Raw genomic sequence first — 23,390 nt, forward strand, 5'->3', positions numbered from 1 at the left:
GCTTTCCCCCTTCGTTCTAACGCTGCTGACACTAGGCTGGCAGCAGGGTGGCAGTAAAGCTTTCCCGACCCGACCGCTCAATCGAAGGAACGCCACGATGACCCGCCTGAAACCGACCCAGCCCCTGATCCTCTATACTTTCGGCCCCGGCTTCGGCCTGCCCGAGGTGAGCCCCTATTGCATGAAGACCGAGATCCAACTGCAGATGGCGGGCCTCCCTTACCAGAAGGATTTGACCGGCTACCCGACAGCGCCCAAGGGCAAGCTGCCCTATATCAAGGACGGCGACGCGCTGATCGCCGATTCGACCTTCATCCGCCAGCACATCGAATGGTCCTACGGCGTCGATTTCGATGCGGGATATGACCTGAAAGACCGCGCTCTCGCCTGGGCCGTCGAACGGATGCTGGAAGATCATCTGGGCTGGGCCGCCACGAAGTATCGCTGGCTCGATCCGGTCAATTTTGCGAAGGGCCCGGCGCATTTCTTCGACGAGGCGCCTGAAGCCATGCGCGAGAAGCTGCGCAAGGATACGGTTGCTGAAGTGAAGGAACGGCTCCATGGGCATGGCCTTGGCCGCCATTCGGATGAGGACATCCTCTTCCTCGGCACCCGCTCGCTTTATTCTTTTTCGCAGCTTCTGGGCGACAAGCCGTATTTGCTGGGTGACACGCCCTGCGGTGTCGATGCCACGGCCTGTGCCATGCTGGCCACCGTGATGACGCCGTTTTTCGAGACGGATCTCAGAAAAGCCGCCGAATCCTGCAGCAACCTCAAGCCCTATGTCGATCGCATGATGGCGCGCTTCTATCCGGCGTTCGAGACCGCGAAAGCGGCGTGAGGGATTTAAGCAGTCAGCTCATCGGTGAAGACCTTGAAGCCGGTGAGCTGATTGGGCCCGAAGGTGTAGGTCAGCGGCACATCGGCCGCATCACGACCGCGCGCAATGAGGATGCGGCCGACGCGGGCGGCATTGTTGCGCGGGTCGAAGGTGTGCCAGCGGTCGCCGAGATAGACTTCCATCCAGGCCGCAAGATCCATCGGTTCATAAGGCGGTGGCAGGCCGATATCGCTGATATAACCCATGCAATAGCGGGCCGGGATGTTCAGGGCGCGGCAGAAAGCGACGCCAAGATGCGTGAAATCGCGGCACACGCCACGCCCCTCGGCGTAGGTTTCAGCCGCGGTCCGGGTCGGGCGCGAGAATTTGTATCCGAAATCGACATGAGTGTGGACGAAGTCGCAGATCAACTGCACGCGCGCCCAGCCGGGGGCCGACCCGCCGAACAGGCGCCACGCCTCGTTCGACAATGTGTCGCTTTCGCAATAGCGACTGGGCAGCAGGAAGGCCAATGCTTCCGTCGGCAAGTCTTCGACCGGGTTCTGGCGGGCATCCAATGCCACCGGATCGCTGCAGCCGGCATCGCGGATGATGCCATCGGTGCGCAGGACGAAGCGGCCGCGCGGCGCCACAAAGCGGCAGCAGATATTGCCGAAACCATCGCGATAGGTCTCGATCGGGACGACAGGGTCAGTCGAGATCCGGTCCGGCACCTCCAGATCGGCAGCGCGGCTTTCATGCACATTGAGCATGACGATCATCGGCGTCGGCACCGGCAGCTGATAGATGAATTCGGAACCGATATGGATGCGCAGCGGCCGGTTGGGCGCTATGGCATCGATGCGCTCATGGGAAATGGCCGGCATCGGCACTTGCTGCATCGGCGGCGGCAGATCGCTGGCGTGGGAGAAATCCACCCGGTCATGAGCGACAAGATCATTGCCAGCGCAGCTTGGCGTGCCTCCGCGCCACAACCGGCGCGGCGTAAAAGGCCCTTGCGGCACATGACCAGGCAACCCCATGTGGAATTCCATCTGACGCTCCGCCACCGGCTGAAAGGAAAGGAAGTACGTCAGTAACGGAGGAATAGGCTTTTAAGTTCCGTGGGCTATGCCGGCAACGCGGATTGACATCCTTGGCGCCCCCCACCATTTCTTCCAATCGTGACTGATTTGTATAAGCTTGAGCCCATGAAACCGCTGCAATCAGACCCCGTCATCCAGGAACGACCGATCGGCGCCACCGACAATCTGCCGGGCAAGCCTTTCAAGCTCGTGTCCGACTACCGGCCCGCGGGCGACCAGCCGCAGGCCATTGAGGAGCTTATCGCCGGCGTGCGGGCCAATGAGCGCGACCAGGTGCTCCTCGGTGTCACCGGCTCCGGCAAGACGTTTACCGTGGCGCATGTCATCCAGGCGGTGCAGCGCCCGGCCCTGGTGCTGGCGCCAAACAAGACCTTGGCCGCCCAGCTCTATGGCGAGATGAAGAGCTTCTTTCCCGAAAACGCGGTCGAGTATTTCGTCAGCTATTACGACTACTACCAGCCTGAAGCCTATGTGCCGCGCACGGACACTTATATCGAGAAGGAAAGCTCGCTCAACGAACAGATCGACCGCATGCGCCATGCCGCCACGCGCGCGCTGTTCGAGCGGCGCGATGTGATCATCGTCGCTTCCGTCTCCTGCATCTACGGCATCGGTGCGCCAGAAACCTATTCCACCATGACCATCACCCTGAAGCCCGGCGATGTCGTCGACTTCAATGGGTTGGTACGCAAGCTCATCGAACTGCAATACAAGCGCAACGAAACCGCCTTCTTCCGCGGCACCTTCCGCATCAAGGGTGATGTCCTGGAACTGTTTCCGGCCCATTTGGAAGACCGCGCCTGGCGCCTGTCGCTGTTCGGCGATGAGATCGAGACGATCGTCGAGTTCGACCCCTTGACCGGGCAGAAGATCGCGGAATTGCCGGAGATCAAGATCTTCGCCAATAGCCATTACGTGACGCCCAAGCCGACCCTGCAGCAGGCGGTAAAGCTCATTCGCGAGGAACTGAAGGAACGCCTTAAGGAACTCAACGCCCAGAACAAGCTCCTTGAGGCACAGCGCTTGGAACAGCGCGTCAATTTCGACATGGAGATGATCGAGGCGACGGGTGTCTGCGCCGGCATCGAGAACTATTCGCGCTATTTGACGGGTAGGAAGCGCGGCGAGCCGCCGCCCACCTTGTTCGAATACCTCCCCGCCGACGCGCTTCTCTTCGCCGATGAAAGCCATGTCTCGATCCCGCAGATCGGCGGCATGTTCAAGGGCGACTGGCACCGCAAATCGACTCTCTCCGAATACGGCTTCCGCCTGCCCTCCTGCATGGACAACCGGCCGCTGAAATTCGAGGAGTGGGAGGCGATGCGCCCCCAGACCGTCTCGGTTTCGGCAACGCCGGGGAAATGGGAGTTGGGCCAGACCGGCGGCGTCTTCACCGAACAGGTGATCCGCCCGACCGGCCTCATCGACCCGGTCTGCATCGTGCGCCCGACCGAGACGCAGGTCGACGACGTGGTGGCCGAATGCAAGGAGGCGGCCAAGAAGGGCGAGCGGGTGCTGATCACGACGCTCACCAAGCGCATGGCCGAGGATCTGACCGAATACCTCCATGAAGCCGGTGTCCGCGTGCGCTACATCCATTCCGATGTCGAGACGCTGGAGCGTATCGAGATCATCCGCGATCTGCGCTTAGGGGCCTTCGACGTGCTGGTCGGCATCAATCTGCTGCGCGAAGGCCTCGACATTCCGGAATGCGCCCTCGTTTGCATCCTCGATGCCGACAAGGAAGGCTTCCTGCGCTCGCGCACCAGCCTGGTGCAGACCATCGGCCGCGCGGCGCGCAATGTCGACGGTCGCGTCCTGCTCTATGCCGACAAGATGACCGACAGCCTGGAATATGCGCTGGCCGAGACCAACCGGCGCCGCGAGAAGCAGCAGGCCTATAACGCCGCCAACGGCATCACGCCGGAATCGGTGAAGAAGAATATCGGCGACATCATGAGTTCGGTCTATGAATCCGATCACGTGACCGTCGATACCGGTGTCCTCGGCGACAAGCATCGCCTGGGTCACAATCTGAAGACCACGCTGGCCGATCTCGAGAAGAAGATGCGCGAAGCAGCCGGCAATCTGGAATTCGAGGAAGCGGCCCGGTTCCGCGACGAGATCAAGCGCCTTGAAGCCCTTGCCCTCGAGATCCCGACATCGGGCGGCAGCATCAAGGGCGGCCTTGATGCCAGCGGCAAGCCGCTCCCGGCCGGTGATGCGAGGCCCCGCGCCCGCTCGACCGCTGGCCGCCCAGGCATCGCCCCCCGCTTCAAGGACAAGAAGAACCGTCGCTGACCGGCAGGCACCGGTTCATGGCCGAACGCCGGCCTGTGACCCCGCGCACAGGTATTCCCTGCAAGCATTCCTATTTCAGCTGGGTGCCGGGATGACGAATCCCAGCCGCCGGCCGGTGTCCTTGCCGCAGGCTGACCCCCTGGGACGACGGCAAGGAGACGGGACCAAAGCAGGCGGCCCGGGAAGTTCAGAACTTCCCGGGCCGTTGCACCGATCCTATCCCTGGCGCGCCAGCATCAGGCGGAAGCGGCTGAGCGCAAGCGCCAGGAACACGGCACCCTCACCGGCCATCAACAGCATCTGCGGCCAGATGATATCGGCGCCGGCCCCGCGATAGAGCACGGCCTGTGCTGCCGCCACGAAATGGGTCGAGGGCAGCACCTTCATCACGACCTGAAAGAATTGCGGCATGGATTCGATCGGCGTCGTTGCGCCGGACAGCAGGTTCATCACCACGAAGCAGGGGATCGCCATCATCGCGAATTGCGGCATGGAATTGGCGATGGTGGCGAGCAGCACGCCCAAAGCCGTCGTGGCGAAGAGATAGATGGCAGCGGCGGTCAGGAACAGCGGAACCGATCCCAGGATCGGAACACCGAGCCATAACTGCACCACGAAATGCAGCGACAGGGCGACCGACACCAGGATGACCAGGCCATTGGCCCAGATCTTAGCCGCCGCGATCTCGCTCGCCGTCACCGGCATGACCAGCAGATGCTCGATGGTGCCCCGCTCGCGTTCGCGGATGACGGCGGCGCCGACCAGGATGATCGACAGAATGGTGACGTTCTGCACCACCTGCATCACCGACATGAACCAGGCGGAATCGAAATTGGGGTTGAAATAGGCACGGATCACCACCTCGACCGGCACCAGGCTGCTGGTGGCACTCTGCCCCAGAAAGGCCGTGACCTCGCGATCGATGATATTGCTGATATAGGTCGTGCCGACGCCCGCCTGGGTCATGGCCGTGGCATCGACCGCCAGGCCGATGGTCGGCTGGCGGCCGGCGGTGAGATCGGATTCAAGGCCCGGCGGCAGATCCAGCACGAAGGTAAAGGCGCCCCTATCCAAGCCGGCATCGGCTTGGCTGCGGTCGATCAGGATGGGCGGCAGAAAGTAGGGTGGTTGCAGCGCCTGGACGATGCGGCGCGACACTTGCGAGCCGTCGCCATCAATCACGGCAACCGCCGCATTGCGTACCTCGGTCCGCACGCCATGCGCCACGGAATAGACCGAGAAGGTGAAGCAGAACAGCATCAAGGTCAGCAGCACGGGGTCACGCGCCAGCGACATCAATTCCTTGACGCCCAGGCGATAGACATTGGCGAACCAGCGTGTGAGGCGCGCGTTGCCCATCTCAGCGCTCCTGCTTCGAAACGCACAGACGCGCCAGAATGAGAAACGCGACGCCGAAAGCAGCCAGCGCCAGGAACTCCTTGGTGAAAGACGCGAAGCCGAGGCCCTTGGTGAAGACGCCAAGGCTGACGGTCTGGTACCAGGACGCCGGAAAGCAAAGGCCGATCCATTTCGCGGCCCCTTCAAGCGTCGCGGTCGGGTAGAGTAGGCCCGAGAAATTGACGGCCGGGATGATGGAGAGAATCGAGGCCGCGAACAACGCCGCCACCTGGCTGTTGCAAAAAGCCGAGATCAGCAGACCATAACCTGTGGTCGCCACCTGATAGAGCACCACCGCCAGGATGAGGGCCGGGATGCTGCCCTTGGGATAAATGCCAAAGACCGGGATGGCGACCAGCGTCATCAGGGCAAAGGCAATGCACCCCACCCCGATATAGGGCAGTTGCTTGCCGATGAGATATTCGCCGATCCCGGCCGGCGAAGCATAGAGATTGGCGATTGTGCCGAGCTCCTTTTCGCGCACCACGCCCAGCGCCGTCAGCATGGCGGGGATGAGCACCAGCAGCAGCATCATGATGCCGGGGACGATGGCGACGACGCTTTTGAAGTCCTGGTTGTAGCGAAAGCGCGGTTCCAGCTTATAGGGCGTCGGATCGGCGAACTTGCCGATCGTCTGGCGCGCCCGTTCCATCGCCTGTTTCAAGGCGATGCCCTGCACATAGCCCCGCGCCGTCTCGCCGCGGAAGGGGAAGCTGCCATCGATGAAGACGCCGAGCTGGGGTTTGCGCCCCTGCAGCAAGTCGCGCCCGAAATTGGGTGGCACCTCGACCGCCACCTGCACATCGCCTGAGCGCAGGCGCTGGTCGAGGGCGTTGAAATCCTGGATCGCGGGCATTTCGGTGAAATAGGCCGAGCCGCCGAAACCCTCCATCAATGTCCGGCTTTCCAGCGAGCGGTCCCGGTCGAGTGCCGCATAGCGCAGATGCTCGACATCGAACGACATGCCGAAGCCGAAGCAGATCATGAGAAAGAGCGGCGCCAGCAGCGCGAAGGCAAGGCGGATCGGGTCGCGACGCAGTTCCAACATCTCGCGCCGGGCAAAGACGCCGATGCGGCGCAGGGCATTGGCGCGGGCGACAACCGGCGCATCGGTCTTGGCGGCCGTGGCGGGTGCCTGCGCCTGCCGGCCAATGCCCTCTGCCATCTCGATAAGATGCACGAAGGCATTCTCGAGATCGCCATCGCCATGCCGGGCCGCCAACTCCGTCGGCGTGCCCACGGCCAGGGTGCGGCCGCGATGCATGAAGGAGATGCGGTCGCACCGCGCCGCCTCGTTCATGAAATGGGTCGAGATGAAGATGGTGACGCCGTCTTCCCGCGACAGCTGGCCGATCTGGCGCCAGAAGGCGTCACGCGCCTCCGGATCGACGCCGGAGGTCGGCTCGTCGAGAATGAGGACCTTGGGTCGGTGCAAACAGGCCGCCGCCAATTGCAGACGCTGGCGTTGCCCCAGCGACAGATCGCGCGGCAGGCGATCAACGATATCGGCAAGGTCGAAGCGCCGCACGGCATCGTCGATACGCGCTTGGAGTTCTGCTTTGGGCACCTGATAGAGCCGAGCGTGGAGAGCCAAATTGGCGTGCACCGACAGCTCTTCGTAAAGCGAAAAGCTCTGCGACATGTAACCGATGTTCAAGCGCGACAGCGGATCTTGTGCCGCGACCGGCTGGCCCAGCAGGCTCGCTTTGCCCGCCGTCGCCGGCAACAAGCCGGTCAGCATCTTCATCGTCGTCGTCTTGCCGCAGCCATTGGAGCCGAGAAAGCCGAAGATCTCGCCGGCCTCGATGCGAAAGCTCACCCGGTCGACGGCGGTAAAATCGCCGAACCGGCAGGTGAGGTCGCTGGCTTCAATCGCCGGCGGCCCGTCACGATGCGGTCGCGGCGGCAGAACCAGCGCGCGTCGTTCGGCGGCGGCACCGGCAAGGCCGGCCCGATGGCGGAGCGCCACGAAGGCTTCTTCCAATGTTGCGGCGCCGGCACCAGCCACGACATCCGGCGTCGGCCCGCTGGCCAGCAGCCTCCCGGCATCAATGGCAATGAGCTGGTCAAAGCGCGCCGCCTCTTCCATGTAGGCGGTGGCGGTAATGAGGGTGAGCCCTGGTCGCTCAGCGCGGATGTCATCGATCAGCTGCCAGAACTGCCGGCGCGACAGCGGATCGACGCCGGTGGTGGGTTCGTCAAGGATCAACAGGTCCGGGTCATGGATGAGCGCACAGCAGAGCCCCAGCTTCTGCTTCATGCCGCCCGAGAGCTTGCCGGCCGGCCGGTCGGGGAAGGGGTCGAGGCCGGTCGCGCGCAGCAGACGCGCACGGCGATCTTTCGCGGCGTTGCCATGCAGACCGAAGAGGCCGGCGAAGAAGTCGATATTCTCGGTGACCGACAAGGTGGGATAGAGATTCTTGCCTAAGCCCTGGGGCATATAGGCGATGCGTTCGGCAATCCGGTTGCGGTGCCGGCGCGATGCCATGTCGCCACCCAGGACCGACACCTCACCCTGCTGGATGCGGCGCGTACCGGCGATGAGCGACAGCAAGGTCGATTTGCCGACACCGTCCGGACCGATCAGCGCCGCCGTGCTGCCGGGCGCGATATCGAACGACATGTCATGTAGCGCGAAATGCCGATTGTTTCTGTGTTGCAGGCCCGTCAGCCGCACCGCAGGCAGAACCGGCCCGGCGCCAGCCTCACTCACGGCGCGCCACCGCCATCGGTGGCGATGCCATTGCTGGGCGGCGGCAGCTTGACGGTGAGGAAATCCGGCCACGCGGCATCCGCCTCGACCTTCAGATAAGCATTGCCGGTGAGACCCGCCTTCACATAGTCGCGGTACTTCACCAGCAATGCGTGATCGATCGCCACCTTGATGCGATAAGTGAGTTTGTCACGCTCGGTCTTGGTCTCGACGAATTTCGGCGTGAACTGTGCCTCGGCTGCCACGAAGCTGACCTTGGCCGGCACGACGAATTCGGGTGCGGCGTCGAGGACGATGCGGGCCTCCGACCCGATGCCGACACGGCCGGCAACTGACGTCGGGAAGAACACCACCATATGCACATCGGCGAGGTCGAGCAGGGTTGCCACCTGCCCGCCTGCCGCGAGGACCTCGCCCGCCTTCACCAACCGGTATTCCACGCGGCCGTCGGTGGGGGCTTTCAAATCCATGTCGGCAATGACCGTTGCAAGGCGCGCGACCCGTGCGGCGGCGGCCAGCGTCGCTGCCCTGGCATCCTCGACGCCCGCCTCCGCGCCCTTGAGTGCCGCCACGGCGACATCGCGCTGCGCCCTGCGACGATCGACCTCGGCGGCCGTGCCGGCATCTTTCTTCTGCAATGTGCTGGCCCGTGTCAGCTCGATTTCGGCCAGTGCCAGATCCGCCTTGCGGATGCCGATCTCGGCCTGGGCCTGGTCGATGCCCTGTTCAGCCTGTCGCTGTCCGGCCTCAGCCTCGGCCAATTCGGCCTGCAGCTCGGCCGTATCCATGCGGGCAACGACATCGCCCTTCTTCACCAGATCGCCTTCATCCACCAGGATCTCGGCGACGCGGCCGGCGTACTTCGTGGCGACGGCGACGCGCTCGACCTCGATCCGGCCATTGGCGACGGCAAAGCCTTTGAGCGCCGCTTCGCTCTGGCGCTCCTGCCAGAAGACATAGCCCGCGGCAGCGGCGCCGATGAGGACAAGAAGGGCAAGAACGGTCGAAAGGCGCATGAAAAACCGCCGGTCTGGATCATGGGAAGCGGGTCGGTGTGCGACCCCATCTTCTCATGCCCGGAACCGGCGGCAAGCCTCTTGATATGAATCAAATACCCCCGGGTTGCGTCCGCCTCAGGAACGGATCAGCGGCTTGTACTTGATGCGGTGCGGCTGATCGGCATCGGTGCCCAAGCGACGATGGCGATCGACTTCGTAATCCTGGTAATTGCCTTCGAACCATTCGACATGGCTGTCGCCCTCGAAGGCCAGGATATGTGTGGCGATGCGGTCGAGGAACCAGCGGTCGTGGCTGATGACGACGACGCAGCCGGCAAATTCCAGCAATGCTTCTTCGAGTGCACGCAACGTATCGACGTCGAGATCGTTGGTCGGTTCGTCGAGCAGCAGCACGTTGGCACCGCCTTTGAGCATCTTGGCGAGATGCACGCGGTTGCGCTCACCGCCCGAGAGCTGGCCGACCTTCTTCTGCTGGTCGGTGCCCTTGAAGTTGAAGCCGGCGACATAGGTGCGGCTCGGCATCTTGCGCTTGCCAAGCTCGATCTCGTCATGGCCGTCGGAGATTTCCTGCCACACGGTCTTGTCCGGGGCGAGGCTGTCGCGCGACTGGTCGATATAGCCGAGCTTCACCGTGTCGCCGACCTTGAACGAGCCGCCATCGGCCTTTTCGAGACCGGTGATCATGCGGAACAGCGTCGTCTTGCCGGCGCCGTTCGGGCCGATGACACCGACGATGCCGCCCGGCGGCAGGCGGAACGACAGATCCTCGATCAGCAGCCGGTCGCCAAAGCCCTTGTTGAGATGCTCGGCCTGGATGACCAGATCACCGAGACGCGGACCAGCCGGGATATAGATCTGCGCCTGGTCCTGCGCCTTGTCGTTCTGCTGGGCAAGCAGCGCCTCGTAAGCGGCAACGCGCGCCTTCGACTTCGCCTGGCGCGCCTTGGGCCCTTGGCGGATCCATTCCAGCTCGCGGTCGAGGGTGCGCTGGCGCGAACTCTCGGTCTTCGATTCCTGCTCCAGCCGCTTCGACTTCTGTTCCAGCCAGCCGGAATAGTTGCCCTCGAACGGGATGGCCTGGCCACGATCGAGTTCGAGGATCCAGCCGGCGACGTTGTCGAGGAAGTAGCGGTCGTGGGTCACGGCCACGACCATGCCCTTATAGCCTTCGAGGAAATGTTCCAGCCAGGCGACCGATTCCGCATCGAGATGGTTGGTCGGTTCGTCGAGCAGCAGCATGTCGGGATTGGAGAGCAGCAGGCGGCAGAGCGCCACGCGGCGGCGCTCACCACCCGAGAGCTTGGTTACATCGGCATCGCCGGGCGGGCAGCGCAGTGCGTCCATCGCGATCTCGACCGTGCGCTGGATGTCCCAGGCATCGGCGGCGTCGATCTTCTCCTGCAGCTCCGCCTGCTTGGCGAGCAGCGCGTCGAAATCGGCATCGGGGTCTGCCATCGCGTTGGAGACGGCCTCGAATTCCTCGAGCAGCTTGGCGGTGGCGCCGACACCTTCCATGACATTGCCCAGCACATCCTTGGCCGGATCGAGCTGCGGCTCCTGCGCCAGATAGCCGACCGACACGCCGTCCGCGGCCCATGCCTCGCCGTTAAACTCCTTGTCGATGCCGGCCATGATCTTCAGCAGCGTCGATTTACCGGCACCATTGTGGCCAAGCACGCCGATCTTGGCGCCAGGCAGGAAGGAGAGCCACACATTCTCCAGCGTCTTCTTGCCGCCCGGATAGACCTTTGAGAGGCCCTTCATCACGTAAATATATTGATACGCTGCCATTTTTTGCTCCGACCCGATATGCGCTGCCAACCACCGAGGCCGGCGCGCGGCTTTCTTAGACGATTGGGGCCGGTGTTGGAAGGGGCGCAGCTCCAGGTGGCCGCCGACCACATCGCCGGATACCCTCTTAAGTATTATGAACCTGTTGTATATACCTATAAGTCGCACTAGCCTTTCGCCGCTGGATCACCGCGATGGAGTGGCGGCAAAGGCAGGGGGACGTCATGACGGACGAAGTGCAAATCCTGACAGGCAGTCTGCAACAGGTCGGAATCATCATCGGTGCCGTGGCCGCCTTGGGTGCGGCTGCACAGGGCCTCGTTGACGTGACGAAGGGCGTGTGGATCCGCTCCGACGCCGTTGGCTTCTTCTTCGTCAAGGATGCGCTGCAGCCCTTCGATGCCGCACTCTCGACCGCCCTGGGCCAAGGTCAGGTTTGGCAAAAAGTGCTCTGGGCGCATTGGCTGAACGGCCGCGATACGGCGGATCAGAAGGGTATTGCCAAGGCGCTCATCAAACTGGGCCTCTCGCCGCGCAACAGTGCCGATGTCGCCAAGGCGCTCGCGATCGATGCTAAGGCCTTTGCCGACACGATCGACGCGCTCAACCAGGGCGCCGCCCTGACCGAAGTCCAACTCAATATCCTCGGCCGTTTCGATGCCACGATCGATGCGCGGCTGGACGCAGCCTATGAACGCGCCGATCGCCGATATCGCAGCACGGCACGCAATATCGGCGCCGGCATTGCCGTTCTCCTCGCCGTATTTGCGGGCGCGTTCCTTTATGCCGATGCATGCGCCGCGGCCGCCGGCAATGCGGCAGATGCCAGCAACATGGCGGGCGGGGTCTGTGCCGCCGGCAGCAGTCTCGCCTTTGGCGATCTTCTTTGGGGCTATCTCGGTTCGCGCTACTTTCCGCTCAGCATTCTCATCGGCTTGATCGCGGTCCCGTTGGCGCCGGTCAGCAAAGACCTTGTCTCGGCCATCGGCGCCGCAGCCCGCGCGGTGAAGTCGGTGAAGGAATAGCGCCATGACACTCTATGTCAGCCTGCGCCAATCGCTGCGCGCCGGCTCTGTCACGACGGCGCGTGTCTTCGCCGGCCGGGCCGGTTCGACCGATCTCACCCCTGTTGAAGCCAGCACGTATCCGACACTTTTCCGTGGCAAGGATGTATTGCTCGCCGCGCATGGCTTCAATGTCAGCGGCGCTGAGGGGATCAATGCGCTGGGCTGGTTGGAGGCGCGCCTGCAGCCGCGTGCCGGTGAATGCTTTGCCGGCGTGCTGTGGCCGGGAGATTGGTGGATACCCGCCGTCAATTATCCGGCCGAGGCTGCCGATGCCGTGCAGAGCGGGAAGCATCTGGCGGCCTTCTGCAATAAGCACCTGAAGGACGCGCGCAGCCTATCCCTTCTCTCCCACTCTTTGGGTGGGCGCGTGATGCTTGAGACCGCCAAACGACTGGTCCCGGTCAGCGGGCGCGAGACGCCCGCGCGGGTCATCTGCCTCACGGCCGCAGCGGTCGACAATGATTGTCTCACGAGACAATACGCGACGGTACCAGGTCAGTGCCGGACCTTCGCCAATCTCGCCTCCAACAATGACCGCGTTCTCAAATACGCCTATCCGGCGGGCGATTTTTTCAGTGATCTTTTTGGCGACAATGACAGCCCATGGTCGGGGGCGCTTGGGCTGAAGGGCCCAAAGGGTGCCGTGGGCAGCAATGTCCACGCCAGCCAGATTCCGGACACACCGCCCTATGACCACGGCAATTACCTGCCGCCATCCGCGAGCACCCCGCCGGCGGCGACAAACCCGCCGCAGCTTTGGGAACGGGCCGCGGATTTCATGGCCCGCGCGTTCCGCGATCAGACGCAGACCTGGCCCTGATGATTTGCCACAGTTCGCTCTGGCGGTGGTGATCCTTCGAGGCTAGGTTGGCAATCTTTTTGCACAGCCCAGCAGCCGCAATGTCAACCGATCCAGCGCCCCCCAGACCTCTCCTTGGCATCGGCCTGATGCTCTGCGCCATGGGCATCCTGCCATTCCTCGATGTCTGCGCCAAGGAGCTGGGCCGCCAGGGCGTGCCGGTGGTGCAGATCGTCTGGGCACGCCTCTTTTTCGGCATGCTGCTGACCTTGCCTTTCGCCCTGCGCATTGTGGGTCCAAAGGGGTTGATGCCGGATCCGCCGGTCATGCACACCTTTCGCGGCCTGTTCCTGTGCGGGGCGACGTTCTTCTTTTTCTGGGGCCTGAAATTCCTGCCCATCGCCGATACGCTGGCGATCTTCTTCGTGCAGCCGCTGATCATCACGATGCTGTCGCCGATCGTGCTGGGCGAAAAGGTCGGCATTCGCCGCTGGATGGCCGTCATCATCGGCTTCATCGGCACGCTGATCATCATCCGGCCCGGTTTTCAGGCGTTCAATCCGGGCATGGTGCTGGCCCTCATGGCCGGGCTTTGCCTTGCCATCTACATGCTGCTCACGCGCAAGATGTCAGGGCGCAACCATGCCATGGTCACGACCTTCCACACCAATGTCTCTGGCGCTATGCTGATGAGCGTTGCGGTGATCTTCGTCTGGCAACCACCGACGCCGCAGCAATGGCTGCTCTTTGCGCTGATGGCAGCGATCGCGACCTTTGGCCATTTCCTCATCGTCAAGGCCTATGACCATGCCGAGGCGTCGCTGCTGGCGCCCTTTGCCTATGCCGAGATGATCATGGCGGTCGTCGCCGGCTGGTATTTCTTCGGCGATTTCCCCGACCGCTGGACCTTCGTCGGCGTCGGCATCCTCATCGCCTGCGCGCTCTACATCTCCTACCGCGAGCGGCTGCGGCAGGTACCGCCAACGGTGACCGGCGAGCATAGTTAGGGGCAATTTTTGCACGGTGGATCGAGGTGACACGCCTTCGTCTGCCGACCATGTCCGAAAACCGCGAGCGGCGGGTGCCGAAGACTGGCAGGATGACGCCATGGACCAGACTACAGACCGGCACAATCGGCATTTGGGCGATGTGGGCGAGACGCCGGACGGCGCCGCACCTCGCCTGGACCCCGTCGCCTGCTATCGCGCCCTGACGGCACGCGATGCCCGTTTCGACGGGCGCTTCTTCGTCGGCGTGACCTCGACCGGGATCTATTGCCGCCCCACTTGCCCGGCACCGTCGGCAAAATTCGCCAACTGCCGCTTCTTCCGCAGTGCTGCCGCCGCGCGTGAGGCGGGCTTTCGTCCCTGCCTGCGCTGCCGCCCAGAGACGGCGCCAGAGATCGGCACTCCCGAAACGGGCGCCTGGGCCGGGACGTCGAACACCGTGCGCCGCGGCCTCGCCCTCATCGCCGAAGGCGCACTTGATGATGAACGGCACAGCATCGCGCATCTGGCATCACGCCTGGGGCTCGGTGAGCGGCAACTCCGCCGCCTGTTTCAGGAACATCTCGGCGCCTCGCCCATTGCCGTGGCACAGACACGGCGCATTCATCTTGCCAAGCAGCTGATCCACGAGACGCGCCTGCCGATGGCCGAGATCGCGCTGGCCGCCGGCTTCGGCAGCGTGCGTCGCTTCAACGAGACGTTCCAGGCACTCTATCAGCGCCCTCCTTCGTCTTTGCGGCGCAAGAACCAGATGGCGCTGTCTGCCGGCTCGGTAGCGGTGAGCGGCGTGGTCGTGCGCCTCCCTTACCGGCCGCCTTATGACTGGCCCTTCATGCTGTCCTATCTGGCTGCCCGCGCCATTCCCGGTATCGAAGTGGTATCGGGCGAGCGTTATCTGCGCACTGTCGAAATCGACGGCGAGGTCGGCAGCATCGAGGTCGCGCATGACCCGGCATCATGTTGCCTCGGCGCGACGCTGCGCTTTCCCTGCGTGAAGGCCTTGCCGACACTCATCGCGCGCATCAAGCGTGTCTTCGACCTTGGCGCCGATCTGGGCCTCATTGGCCAGCATCTGGCGCAGGATGCCATCCTGGCCCCGCTCATTGCCAAGCGACCGGGCCTGCGGGCGCCGGGTGGCTGGGACGGCTTCGAACTCGCGATCCGGGCTGTTCTCGGCCAGCAGGTGACTGTCACCGCCGGCAGACAGCTTGCCGCCCGCCTGAGCGCGATCTGCGGCAGCGAGATACCCGCCAGCGCGCAACATGACGGTGCGCTCACCCGCGTCTTCCCCAGCGCCGCACAGGTGGCGGGCGCCGATCTCAGCAGCCTGGGCATGCCCGGCGCCCGAAAGCGGACATTGATCACCCTGGCGGAGGCCGCCTTGCGCGACCCGGATCTTTTCCGCGCCGCCGCCGACATCGACGCGACGATCGACAGGCTGCGTGCCATCAAGGGCATCGGCGACTGGACCGCGCATTACATAGCCCTTCGCGTCGTGCGCGAGCCCGATGCCTTCCCGGCGAGCGATATCGGCATCCTGCGCGGCGCCACGCCCCCTGGCGGCGTGCGACCCACGCCCCAGGCGCTGCTGAAAATGGCCCAAGCCTGGCGTCCCTGGCGCGCCTATGCGGCCCAGCATCTTTGGGCGGAGGACGAGGCGCGCATCATGGAGACATCCCATGGCTGAACCGCTGGCGCTCAAGATCGACCGATTTGCGACGCCCATTGGCGAGCTGATCCTCATCGTCGACGCGCAAGATCGCCTGAGGGCCATCGATTGGCACGATCACGAGGATCGCATGCTGAAACTTCTTGGCCGCTATTGCGGCAAGGCCGGCTTCACCTTGACCCTCGCCAAGGATCCGGGCGGCCTGCGTTCGGCCCTGCAGGCCTATTTCAAGGGCGATCTCAAGGCCATCGACAAGCTTGTGACCGACACCGGCGGCACCGACTTCCAGCGCAGGATCTGGCGCGAACTCCGGCGCATCCCCTGCGGCAAGACGATCAGCTATGCCGAGCTTGCAAGGCGCATCGGCAAGCCGGCCGCCATGCGCGCCGCAGGTCTTGCCAATGGCGCCAATCCGGTCAGCATCGTCATTCCCTGCCACCGCGTCATCGGCAGCGACGGCTCGCTCACCGGCTATGGCGGCGGGCTCCATCGCAAGCAATGGCTGCTGGCCCATGAAAACGCGATCGCACGATAAAAGGAACGATCCCATGTCCGCACGTCCCGATTCCGCCGCCCTCTTTCACCAATTGCATCAGGGCCCGGCGCTGTTGACCCTGCCCAATGCCTGGGATGCCGGTTCCGCCCGCATCATTGAAAGCCTGGGCGCCCAGGCGATCGCCACCACCAGCGCCGGCTTTGCCTGGAGCCTCGGTTACCCCGACGGCGATGCCTTGCCCCTGAGCGAACTGGTGCATGGCGTCGGCCTCATCACCCGCGCCGTCAGCGTGCCCGTGACAGTCGATATGGAAAGCGGCTTCGGCCGCACGCCGGACGAGGTGGCGGCGGCAGTGACCCAGATTATCGGCGTGGGCGCTGTCGGCATGAATATCGAAGACGGCTCCAACCCGCCCGAACAGCTCGCCGCCAAGATCGCGGCCGTTGCCAAGGCTGCCCAGCGCGCCGGCGTCGATTTCTTCATCAACGCGCGGGTCGATGTTTACTTGCGCCAGCTGGTGCCGCCCGCCGAACGGGTCGCCGAGAGCCTCCGTCGCGCCAAGATCTATCGCGACGCGGGGGCCAGCGGCATCTTCGTCCCCGCCATCGTGGCACCGGACGAGATCCGCAGCGTTACCACCGGCATCGACCGGCCCTTGAATGTGCTGGGCTGGACGGGCCTCCCCGCAGCGCCCGATCTGGTGAAGCTCGGCGTCAAGCGCCTCAGCGCCGGCGCCGGCCTCACCAAGCTCGCCTATGGCAAGACTGCCGCAGCGGTGAAGGCCTTCCTCGCCGACGGCAGTTCCGGGATCTTCAATGAAGGGGCGATGGATTCCGGCGCCCTCAACGGGATGATGAAGCGATAGTCCTTCAGGCGGCGACAGCCCCCCCAGATAAAGAGAGGGCCCTGTCTTGCGACAGGGCCCGGAGGGGGAAAGTCTTAGCCGGTGACTTGTCTCACCAGACTTCCATGCGGTGATCCTTGGTCTCGTGGATGAAGAGAACACCCACCACCAGCGTCATCGCGGCGATGACGATCGGGTACCACAGGCCGTAATAGATATCGCCGCTGGCCGCCACCATGGCGAAGCTGACCGTCGGCAGGAAGCCGCCGAACCAGCCGTTGCCGATGTGATAAGGCAGCGACATCGAGGTGTAGCGGATGCGGGTCGGGAACAATTCGACCAGCATGGCCGCGATCGGGCCATAGACCATCGTCACCAGGAGGACGAGGTAGAGCAGCAGCAGGAAGGTCATGACGTGATTGATCTGCGCCGGGTCCGCCTTGGCGGGATACCCCGCCGCAGTGACCGCCGCCGTCATGGCAGCCGTAAAGGCCTCTGTCTTGGCCTTCAGTTCCTCGGCCGGCAACCCCTGCCCTTCAAAGCTGTCGATGACCGTTTCGCCGACCTTCACCTGGGCCACCGCGCCCGCAGGTGCGGCTTCATTGGCATAGTTCACCGACCCCTTGGCCAGGAAGGCCTTGGCGATATCGCAGGAGGTCAAGAACTTTGCCGTGCCGACGGGATTGAACTGGAACGAGCAGCTGTCCGGATCGGCAACGACCGTCACTGGGGCAGTCGCCTGCGCTGCTTCCAATGCCGGGTTGGCAAAGTGCGTGATGCCCTTGAAGACCGGGAAGTAGGTCACCACCGCGAGCGCGCAACCCGCCATGATGATCCGCTTGCGGCCGATCTTGTCAGAAAGCCAACCGAACAGGATGAAGGCGGGCGTGCCAACCAAGAGTGCCGCGGCGATGAAATAGTTCGCCGTGACGGGGTCGATCTTCAACGTCTGGGTCAGGAAGAAAAGTGCGTAGAACTGGCCCGTATACCACACCACGGCCTGACCGGCAGTGAGGCCGAAGAGGGCCAGCAACACAATCTTCAAGTTGTCCCAGCGGCCGAAGCTTTCGGTCAGTGGCGCCTTCGAGCCTTTGCCTTCAGCCTTCATCTTCTGGAAGGTCGGCGATTCGCTGAGCTTCAAGCGGATCCAGACCGAGATCAGCAACAGCAGCAGGGAAATGAGGAACGGAATGCGCCAGCCCCAATCGGCAAAAACTTCTTCACCGAGTGTCGTCCGCGTCACCAGGATGACGATGAGCGACAGGAAGAGGCCCAGTGTCGCCGTCGTCTGGATCCAGGCCGTGTGCAGGCCGCGCTTGCCGGCGGGTGCATGTTCGGCGACATAGGTTGCCGCACCACCATATTCGCCGCCCAGCGCCAGACCCTGCAGCAACCGCAGCAGGACCAGGATGACCGGCGCCGCGATGCCGATCGAGGCATAGTTTGGCAGCAGACCGACGATGAAGGTCGAGATGCCCATGATGGTGATGGTGACGAGGAAGGTGTATTTGCGCCCGACCAGATCGCCGATGCGGCCAAAGACGATGGCGCCGAACGGGCGCACCGCGAATCCGGCGGCAAAAGCCATCAGCGCGAAGATGAAGGCCGCCGTCGGGTTGACGCCGGCGAAAAACTGCTTGGCGATGATCGCCGCCAATGAGCCGTAGAGATAGAAATCGTACCACTCGAAGACGGTGCCGAGCGATGAGGCAAAGACCACCATCTTGGTGTCTGCCGGCTCGCCGGTGCGACCCTTCTGGTCCGCAACTGCTGACATGCTGCAATCTCCCCTAAAATTGTCGACCCGGCGCCGTTTGTTCCGGCTGTTGAAAGCGGGTCTCTGGTTTGCCCCTCATGCGGTTCCTCGGGCGACTCACGGAGTCGCGCGTGTCCATGCATCAAGGTCCAGTCTCGCTCTTAAGCTTTCGCGCGGATGATTGGACCCCAGACCTTCGTATAGGCGACCTTCGTATGGGCGACTTTCGTATGGGCGACCTTGGCCCAATGGACACTGCCCGGACGCGCATGCATTAATCATTCGTCCAATTGGCATTCATGAGATGTCGCAGAGCAGCCTTACGCTTCTATTGTCGCTGGCCTATCTGGGCCTGCTCTTCCTGATCGCCCATACCGGCGAGCGGAAGGCGGCGCATTGGTCGCAAGGGCGCCTGGGGCCGTCGATTTATGCCCTGTCGCTGGCCATTTACTGCACGTCCTGGACCTTCTACGGCTCGGTCGGCCGCGCCGTCACCAACGGCCTCGATTTCGCCCTCATTTATGTCGGGCCGATCCTGGTCATCATCCTCGCCTGGCCGGTCATGTCGCGCATTATTGCACGTGCGAAGGAACAGAACGTCACCTCGATCGCCGACATCCTGGGGGCCCGCTATGGCCGCAGCCGCGCGGTGGCGGTCATCGCCACGCTCATCGCCGTGGTGGGCGCCATGCCCTATATCGCGCTGCAGCTGCAGGCGGTCTCGTTCAGCTTCGAGGCCCTTTCAGGCAAGATCGGCGCCGGTGAGCTGGCAGGGAACAGCATGCTGCATGTGCCGGTGTGGCAGGATACCGCCCTCATCGTCACGTTGATGATGGCGGCCTTCACCATTCTCTTCGGCGTGCGCCATGTCGAGGCCAGCGAACAGCATCGCGGCATGATGCTGGCGATCGCGCTCGAAAGCCTGGTGAAGCTCTGCGCGCTTCTCGCTGGCGGCATCTTCATCGTCTGGGGCGTGTTCGACGGGCCGGGCGCCTTGCTCACTGAAGCAAGGTCGCTGCCCGCCGCCAGCCACATGCTGAGCCCCGACATCAACGCCAATTGGCTGGCGCTCACCGTGCTCTCGGGCTTTGCCTTCCTCTGTCTGCCGCGCCAGTTCCATGTGGCGGTGGTCGAGCATGATCACCCGAAAAGCCTCAAGACCGCGCGCTGGATGTTTCCGCTTTATCTGGTCGCCATCAATCTTTTCGTGGTGCCGATCGCGATGGCGGGCTTGGCCCGGCTCGATCCCAGCCATGTCCCCGATTTCTTCGTCCTCACCTTGCCGCAATCGGCCGGCGCCGATTGGCTGACGGCCTTCATCTTCCTCGGCGGCCTCTCGGCTGCCACCAGCATGGTGGCGGTCGCCTGCATGGCGCTCTCCGGCATGGTCGGCAACGAGCTGGTCATGCCCTGGCTGCTGAAACGCGGCCATGCCGAGGGCGACAATCTCGGCCAGCTTGGCCTGCTGGTGCGGCGCCTCGCCGTCATCGTCATCTTGCTCGCGGCCTATGCCTATTACCGCACCATCGCCGGGCTGCTGCCGCTGGTGACGATCGGCCTCATCTCGTTTTGCGCCGTCGCCAATTTCGCCCCGCCCTTGCTCATCGGCCTCTATTGGCGCCGCGCCCATCGCTACGGTGTCATCGCGGGGCTCCTCGGTGGGTTTGCCGTCTGGTTCTGGGCGATCCTGTGGCCGACCATCCAGCCGATGGAGGCGCCGACCCTGCCGCCGATCGGGCCGCTGGCCTGGTTCGATCCGCTGCTGCGCGGCTTCGTCGTCGCCATGGCGGTCAACCTGCTGTTGCTGATCACGGGATCATTGCTTGCCAAACCCCAGGTCCGCGACCGGCAGCAAGCTGCGGCCTTCTGCGGCGATGCGGTGGAAAAGCAGCGCAGCAAGCCGGTCTCCCCGGCCCGGACCGAACTGGAGCAGTTGAAGGAACTGGCCGCGCGCTTCATCGGCCCGGAACGGGCGGAGGAGGCTTTCGGCACGCTCAACCTCTCCGGCGCCGCCGCTGTCGAATTCACCGAACGGCTGCTCTCCGGCACGATCGGCGCCGCGTCCGCGCGCGTGGTCGTCACCACGGCCCGGCGCAAGGGCTTGTGGATGCCGGGATCGATCCGCGAGATGCTGGATGAAGCCACGGCCGCCATCCGGTACAATGCCGATCTCCTCCGGCGCACACTCGATCACATGGGGTTGGGGCTCGCCGTCTTCGATGCCGACGGCAAGCTCGAGGTCTGGAACGAGCGCTTTGCGATCTTGAGCGGTATCAGTCGTGACGCGTTGGAAATCGGCGTCAACATCGCCAACCTGCCGTCGCAGATTCCCTCCCTGGCGGCTGCCCTCGACATCGGCCCGGTCGCCCTGCGCGAATTGAAGCTGGGCGACGGGTCCGTGACCGAGCTCCGCGCCGACCCCTTGCCTGAGGGTGGCGTCGTCATCACGGCCAATGACGTGACCGCGCGGGTCCGCGCCGCCGAGGCCCTGCGCGACAACGAACGGCGCACCCGCATCGTCACTGACAATGTCCCCGTCCTCATCGCCTATATCGATCGCGAGGAGCGCTATCGCTTTACCAACCGGCCCTACCAGACCTGGCTCAAAGATGGCGCCAACGCCACCGAAGGCCGCCATGTGCGCGACGTATTGGGCGAGGCGCGGTACCAGCGGCTGAAACCGCATATCGACGGCGCGCTGGCCGGCCAAGTCCAGGTGTTCGAGATCGACTTCCCCAGCAACGATGCCGGGATCGAAGTGGCCCGCGGCACCTATATCCCGCACCGCGATGAGAATGGCGATGTGGTGGGCTTCTTCATTCTCTATGTCGATACCACCGAACGGCGGCATGCCGAAGAAGCCTTGCGCATTGCCAATGAAAGCCTGGAGCGCCGCGTCGCCACCCGCACCGCTGAACTGGAAACGGCCCGCGCCCGGGCCGAGGAAGCCAATATCGACAAGACGCGTTTTATCGCCGCGGCCAGCCATGATCTGCTGCAGCCGCTGCACGCAGCAAGGCTCTTTGTGGCGGCACTCTCCGAACGGCATATCGCAGATGAACTGGTGGCCAAGGTCGATCTCGGCCTCTCTTCCGTCGAGGCATTGCTCGATGCGCTGCTCGATATCGCCAAGCTCGATGCCGGGGCGATCAAGCCGGAACCGCGCGCCATTCCGCTGGGGCCTTTGCTGCAATCTTTGGCCGATGCCTTCGCGCCATTGGCGGAACGTGGCGGCATGACCTTGCGCATCGTCCCCAGCAAGGCCTGGGTCACGACCGACCCGGCGCTGCTGCGCCGCGTGCTGCAGAATTATCTCTCGAACGCCATCCGCTATGGCCGCAGCACCAATGCGCGGCCGCGCGTCCTCATGGGCTGCCGACATGTGGGCGATCATATCCGCATCGAGGTGCGCGACAATGGCCCCGGCATCGCACAGCACCAGCAGGATCACATCTATCAGGAATTCATCCGCCTCAAGCCAGCCAGCGTCGGCGGCGAGCGGGGCTTGGGCTTGGGGCTCGCCATCGTCGACCGCATCGTCCGCATGCTGGGCCACACCCGTGGCCTGGTCTCGGCCCCCGGCAAGGGTGCGGCCTTCAGCATCGATCTGCCGCTCGCCGTCGCCGATCACGCCTCGCTCAAGGATTCGGCACCCGATCAGGCGGGGCCCGAAGCCCTCACCAAGGCGCCCTTCATCATCTGCATCGATGACGAGGAACAGGTGCGCGAAGGCATGGATGTGCTGTTGAAGAGCTGGGGCTGCGACGTCATCACCGCCGCCAATGCCGACCAGGCCCTCGCCGCATCGGCGGGGCGTGCGGGATCACCGGATCTGCTGCTGATCGACCTGCATCTGGGTGACGATCAGCCGGACGGCATCGCCGAGATCGCCAAATTGCGCGATGCCTGGGGCGATGCCCTGCCGGCCGTTCTCATCACCGCCAACCGCGACCCGATGGCGCTGGCACGCGCCAAGGCCTTGAGCCTCGATGTGCTGCACAAGCCGGTGAAGCCGGCGCGGTTGCGGGCGCTTATCGCCCAGCGGTCACAGCGTTCCGTGGCGTAGGCCCGCGCAGCTCGTTGATCACCGCCTCGACCTTGCCGTGATTGCCGCTGGTGAGGGCGCCTAGTTGCTGGAACACGCCGGCGGCACCTTCGGCCACATTGTGGAAGAACGCGCCGATTGCCTCGTGACGCAGTTCATGCGCCCGCTGGCGATAGAAATCGATCGTGTGCTCCACGGTCGGGCTGTAATAGTCAGGCATATAATCCTCACCCTTTGGGCTCGGGCTGGGATTGGCCTTACTGGCATTCTTGTCGAGCCAGGTCTGTTCGTCGTCGGTATACGCCCACATTTGGAAGACCTCCTGAAAACATTGGATCTTCCTCCCGTGCTTCGGCATTTCTGATTGCTACCGATTGCTGCACTGCAGTAGCGATTATATGGCGCAGAGGCGCTGATTTTCAATATTCCTTTCGCATTGCAACATTGCGAAAGCAGCGGGGCTCGGAAACGAAACTGACCCGTCCTGGCAATTGTCAGACATAAAATTGCGGCGCCGCTGTTTCCGCGCTGGCAAGGCGGCGGCGCGCGGCCTAATTTC

General features: G+C 63.7%; 16 protein-coding genes. 9 read left to right on the top strand and 7 right to left on the bottom strand.

The genetic code is table 11. From position 1 onward, the window contains the following. Nucleotides 1-97 precede the first annotated feature (97 nt). Nucleotides 98-841, top strand: a complete 744-nt coding sequence (locus SMD31_RS18435) for a glutathione S-transferase family protein (protein ID WP_320502396.1) — start codon at nucleotides 98-100, stop codon at nucleotides 839-841. Nucleotides 842-846: 5 nt separating this feature from the next. Here SMD31_RS18435 and SMD31_RS18440 read toward each other — a convergent pair whose 3' ends face one another. Continuing rightward, nucleotides 847-1,863, bottom strand: coding sequence for a transglutaminase-like domain-containing protein (locus tag SMD31_RS18440; RefSeq protein ID WP_320502397.1), 1,017 nt, complete (start codon nucleotides 1,861-1,863; stop codon nucleotides 847-849). A 168-nt stretch (nucleotides 1,864-2,031) separates the two neighbouring features. Between SMD31_RS18440 and uvrB the strand changes: the two genes are divergently transcribed. After that, nucleotides 2,032-4,227 (top strand): excinuclease ABC subunit UvrB, encoded by a 2,196-nt coding sequence (gene uvrB, locus SMD31_RS18445; RefSeq protein ID WP_320502398.1) that lies wholly within the window; start codon nucleotides 2,032-2,034, stop codon nucleotides 4,225-4,227. 216 nt (nucleotides 4,228-4,443) lie between these two features. Here the strand turns inward: uvrB and SMD31_RS18450 are convergent, their stop codons facing one another. From SMD31_RS18450 to ettA, 4 genes are all read right to left on the bottom strand, one after another. Then, complete coding sequence (locus SMD31_RS18450; protein WP_320502399.1) at nucleotides 4,444-5,586, bottom strand: ABC transporter permease; 1,143 nt, start codon at nucleotides 5,584-5,586, stop codon at nucleotides 4,444-4,446. A 1-nt stretch (nucleotide 5,587) separates the two neighbouring features. Further along, nucleotides 5,588-8,338: a ribosome-associated ATPase/putative transporter RbbA gene (rbbA, locus tag SMD31_RS18455; protein WP_320502400.1), complete on the bottom strand. Its 2,751-nt coding sequence runs from the start codon at nucleotides 8,336-8,338 to the stop codon at nucleotides 5,588-5,590. Beyond that, entirely contained in the window at nucleotides 8,335-9,354 is a 1,020-nt protein-coding gene (locus SMD31_RS18460; RefSeq protein WP_320502401.1) for an HlyD family secretion protein, read from the bottom strand. The genes rbbA and SMD31_RS18460 overlap by 4 nt, the downstream gene beginning before the upstream one ends. 117 nt (nucleotides 9,355-9,471) lie before the next feature. Beyond that, complete coding sequence (ettA, locus tag SMD31_RS18465) at nucleotides 9,472-11,148, bottom strand: energy-dependent translational throttle protein EttA (RefSeq protein WP_320502402.1); 1,677 nt, start codon at nucleotides 11,146-11,148, stop codon at nucleotides 9,472-9,474. Nucleotides 11,149-11,372: 224 nt separating this feature from the next. Between ettA and SMD31_RS18470 the strand changes: the two genes are divergently transcribed. From SMD31_RS18470 to SMD31_RS18495, 6 genes are all read left to right on the top strand, one after another. Beyond that, on the top strand, nucleotides 11,373-12,173 hold the full coding sequence (locus tag SMD31_RS18470) for a hypothetical protein (RefSeq protein WP_320502403.1): 801 nt from the start codon (nucleotides 11,373-11,375) through the stop codon (nucleotides 12,171-12,173). 4 nt (nucleotides 12,174-12,177) lie between these two features. Further along, a complete protein-coding gene (locus SMD31_RS18475; RefSeq protein ID WP_320502404.1) occupies nucleotides 12,178-13,035 on the top strand; it encodes an alpha/beta hydrolase in 858 nt (285 codons plus the stop codon). Nucleotides 13,036-13,115: 80 nt separating this feature from the next. After that, nucleotides 13,116-14,021, top strand: coding sequence for a DMT family transporter (locus SMD31_RS18480; RefSeq protein ID WP_320502405.1), 906 nt, complete (start codon nucleotides 13,116-13,118; stop codon nucleotides 14,019-14,021). Between the two features lie 100 nt (nucleotides 14,022-14,121). Then, complete coding sequence (locus SMD31_RS18485) at nucleotides 14,122-15,708, top strand: DNA-3-methyladenine glycosylase 2 family protein (protein WP_320502406.1); 1,587 nt, start codon at nucleotides 14,122-14,124, stop codon at nucleotides 15,706-15,708. Then, the gene (gene ogt, locus SMD31_RS18490; RefSeq protein ID WP_320502407.1) at nucleotides 15,701-16,225 is read left to right on the top strand and encodes a methylated-DNA--[protein]-cysteine S-methyltransferase; all 525 of its coding nucleotides are present in this window, start codon (nucleotides 15,701-15,703) and stop codon (nucleotides 16,223-16,225) included. Before SMD31_RS18485 ends, ogt begins: the two co-directional genes overlap by 8 nt. Nucleotides 16,226-16,238: 13 nt before the next feature. Beyond that, on the top strand, nucleotides 16,239-17,051 hold the full coding sequence (locus SMD31_RS18495) for an isocitrate lyase/PEP mutase family protein (RefSeq protein ID WP_320502408.1): 813 nt from the start codon (nucleotides 16,239-16,241) through the stop codon (nucleotides 17,049-17,051). Between the two features lie 91 nt (nucleotides 17,052-17,142). Here the strand turns inward: SMD31_RS18495 and SMD31_RS18500 are convergent, their stop codons facing one another. Then, nucleotides 17,143-18,807, bottom strand: a complete 1,665-nt coding sequence (locus SMD31_RS18500; RefSeq protein ID WP_320502409.1) for an MFS transporter — start codon at nucleotides 18,805-18,807, stop codon at nucleotides 17,143-17,145. Between the two features lie 283 nt (nucleotides 18,808-19,090). Between SMD31_RS18500 and SMD31_RS18505 the strand changes: the two genes are divergently transcribed. Further along, the gene (locus tag SMD31_RS18505; protein WP_320502410.1) at nucleotides 19,091-22,852 is read left to right on the top strand and encodes a hybrid sensor histidine kinase/response regulator; all 3,762 of its coding nucleotides are present in this window, start codon (nucleotides 19,091-19,093) and stop codon (nucleotides 22,850-22,852) included. Here the strand turns inward: SMD31_RS18505 and SMD31_RS18510 are convergent. Then, the gene (locus SMD31_RS18510; RefSeq protein WP_320502411.1) at nucleotides 22,818-23,141 is read right to left on the bottom strand and encodes a hypothetical protein; all 324 of its coding nucleotides are present in this window, start codon (nucleotides 23,139-23,141) and stop codon (nucleotides 22,818-22,820) included. The two genes, SMD31_RS18505 and SMD31_RS18510, sit on opposite strands and share 35 nt — an antisense overlap. Between the last annotated feature and the right edge of the window lie 249 nt (nucleotides 23,142-23,390).

This window comes from Dongia rigui (assembly GCF_034044635.1).
Classification (GTDB): Bacteria; Pseudomonadota; Alphaproteobacteria; order Dongiales; family Dongiaceae; genus Dongia; species Dongia rigui.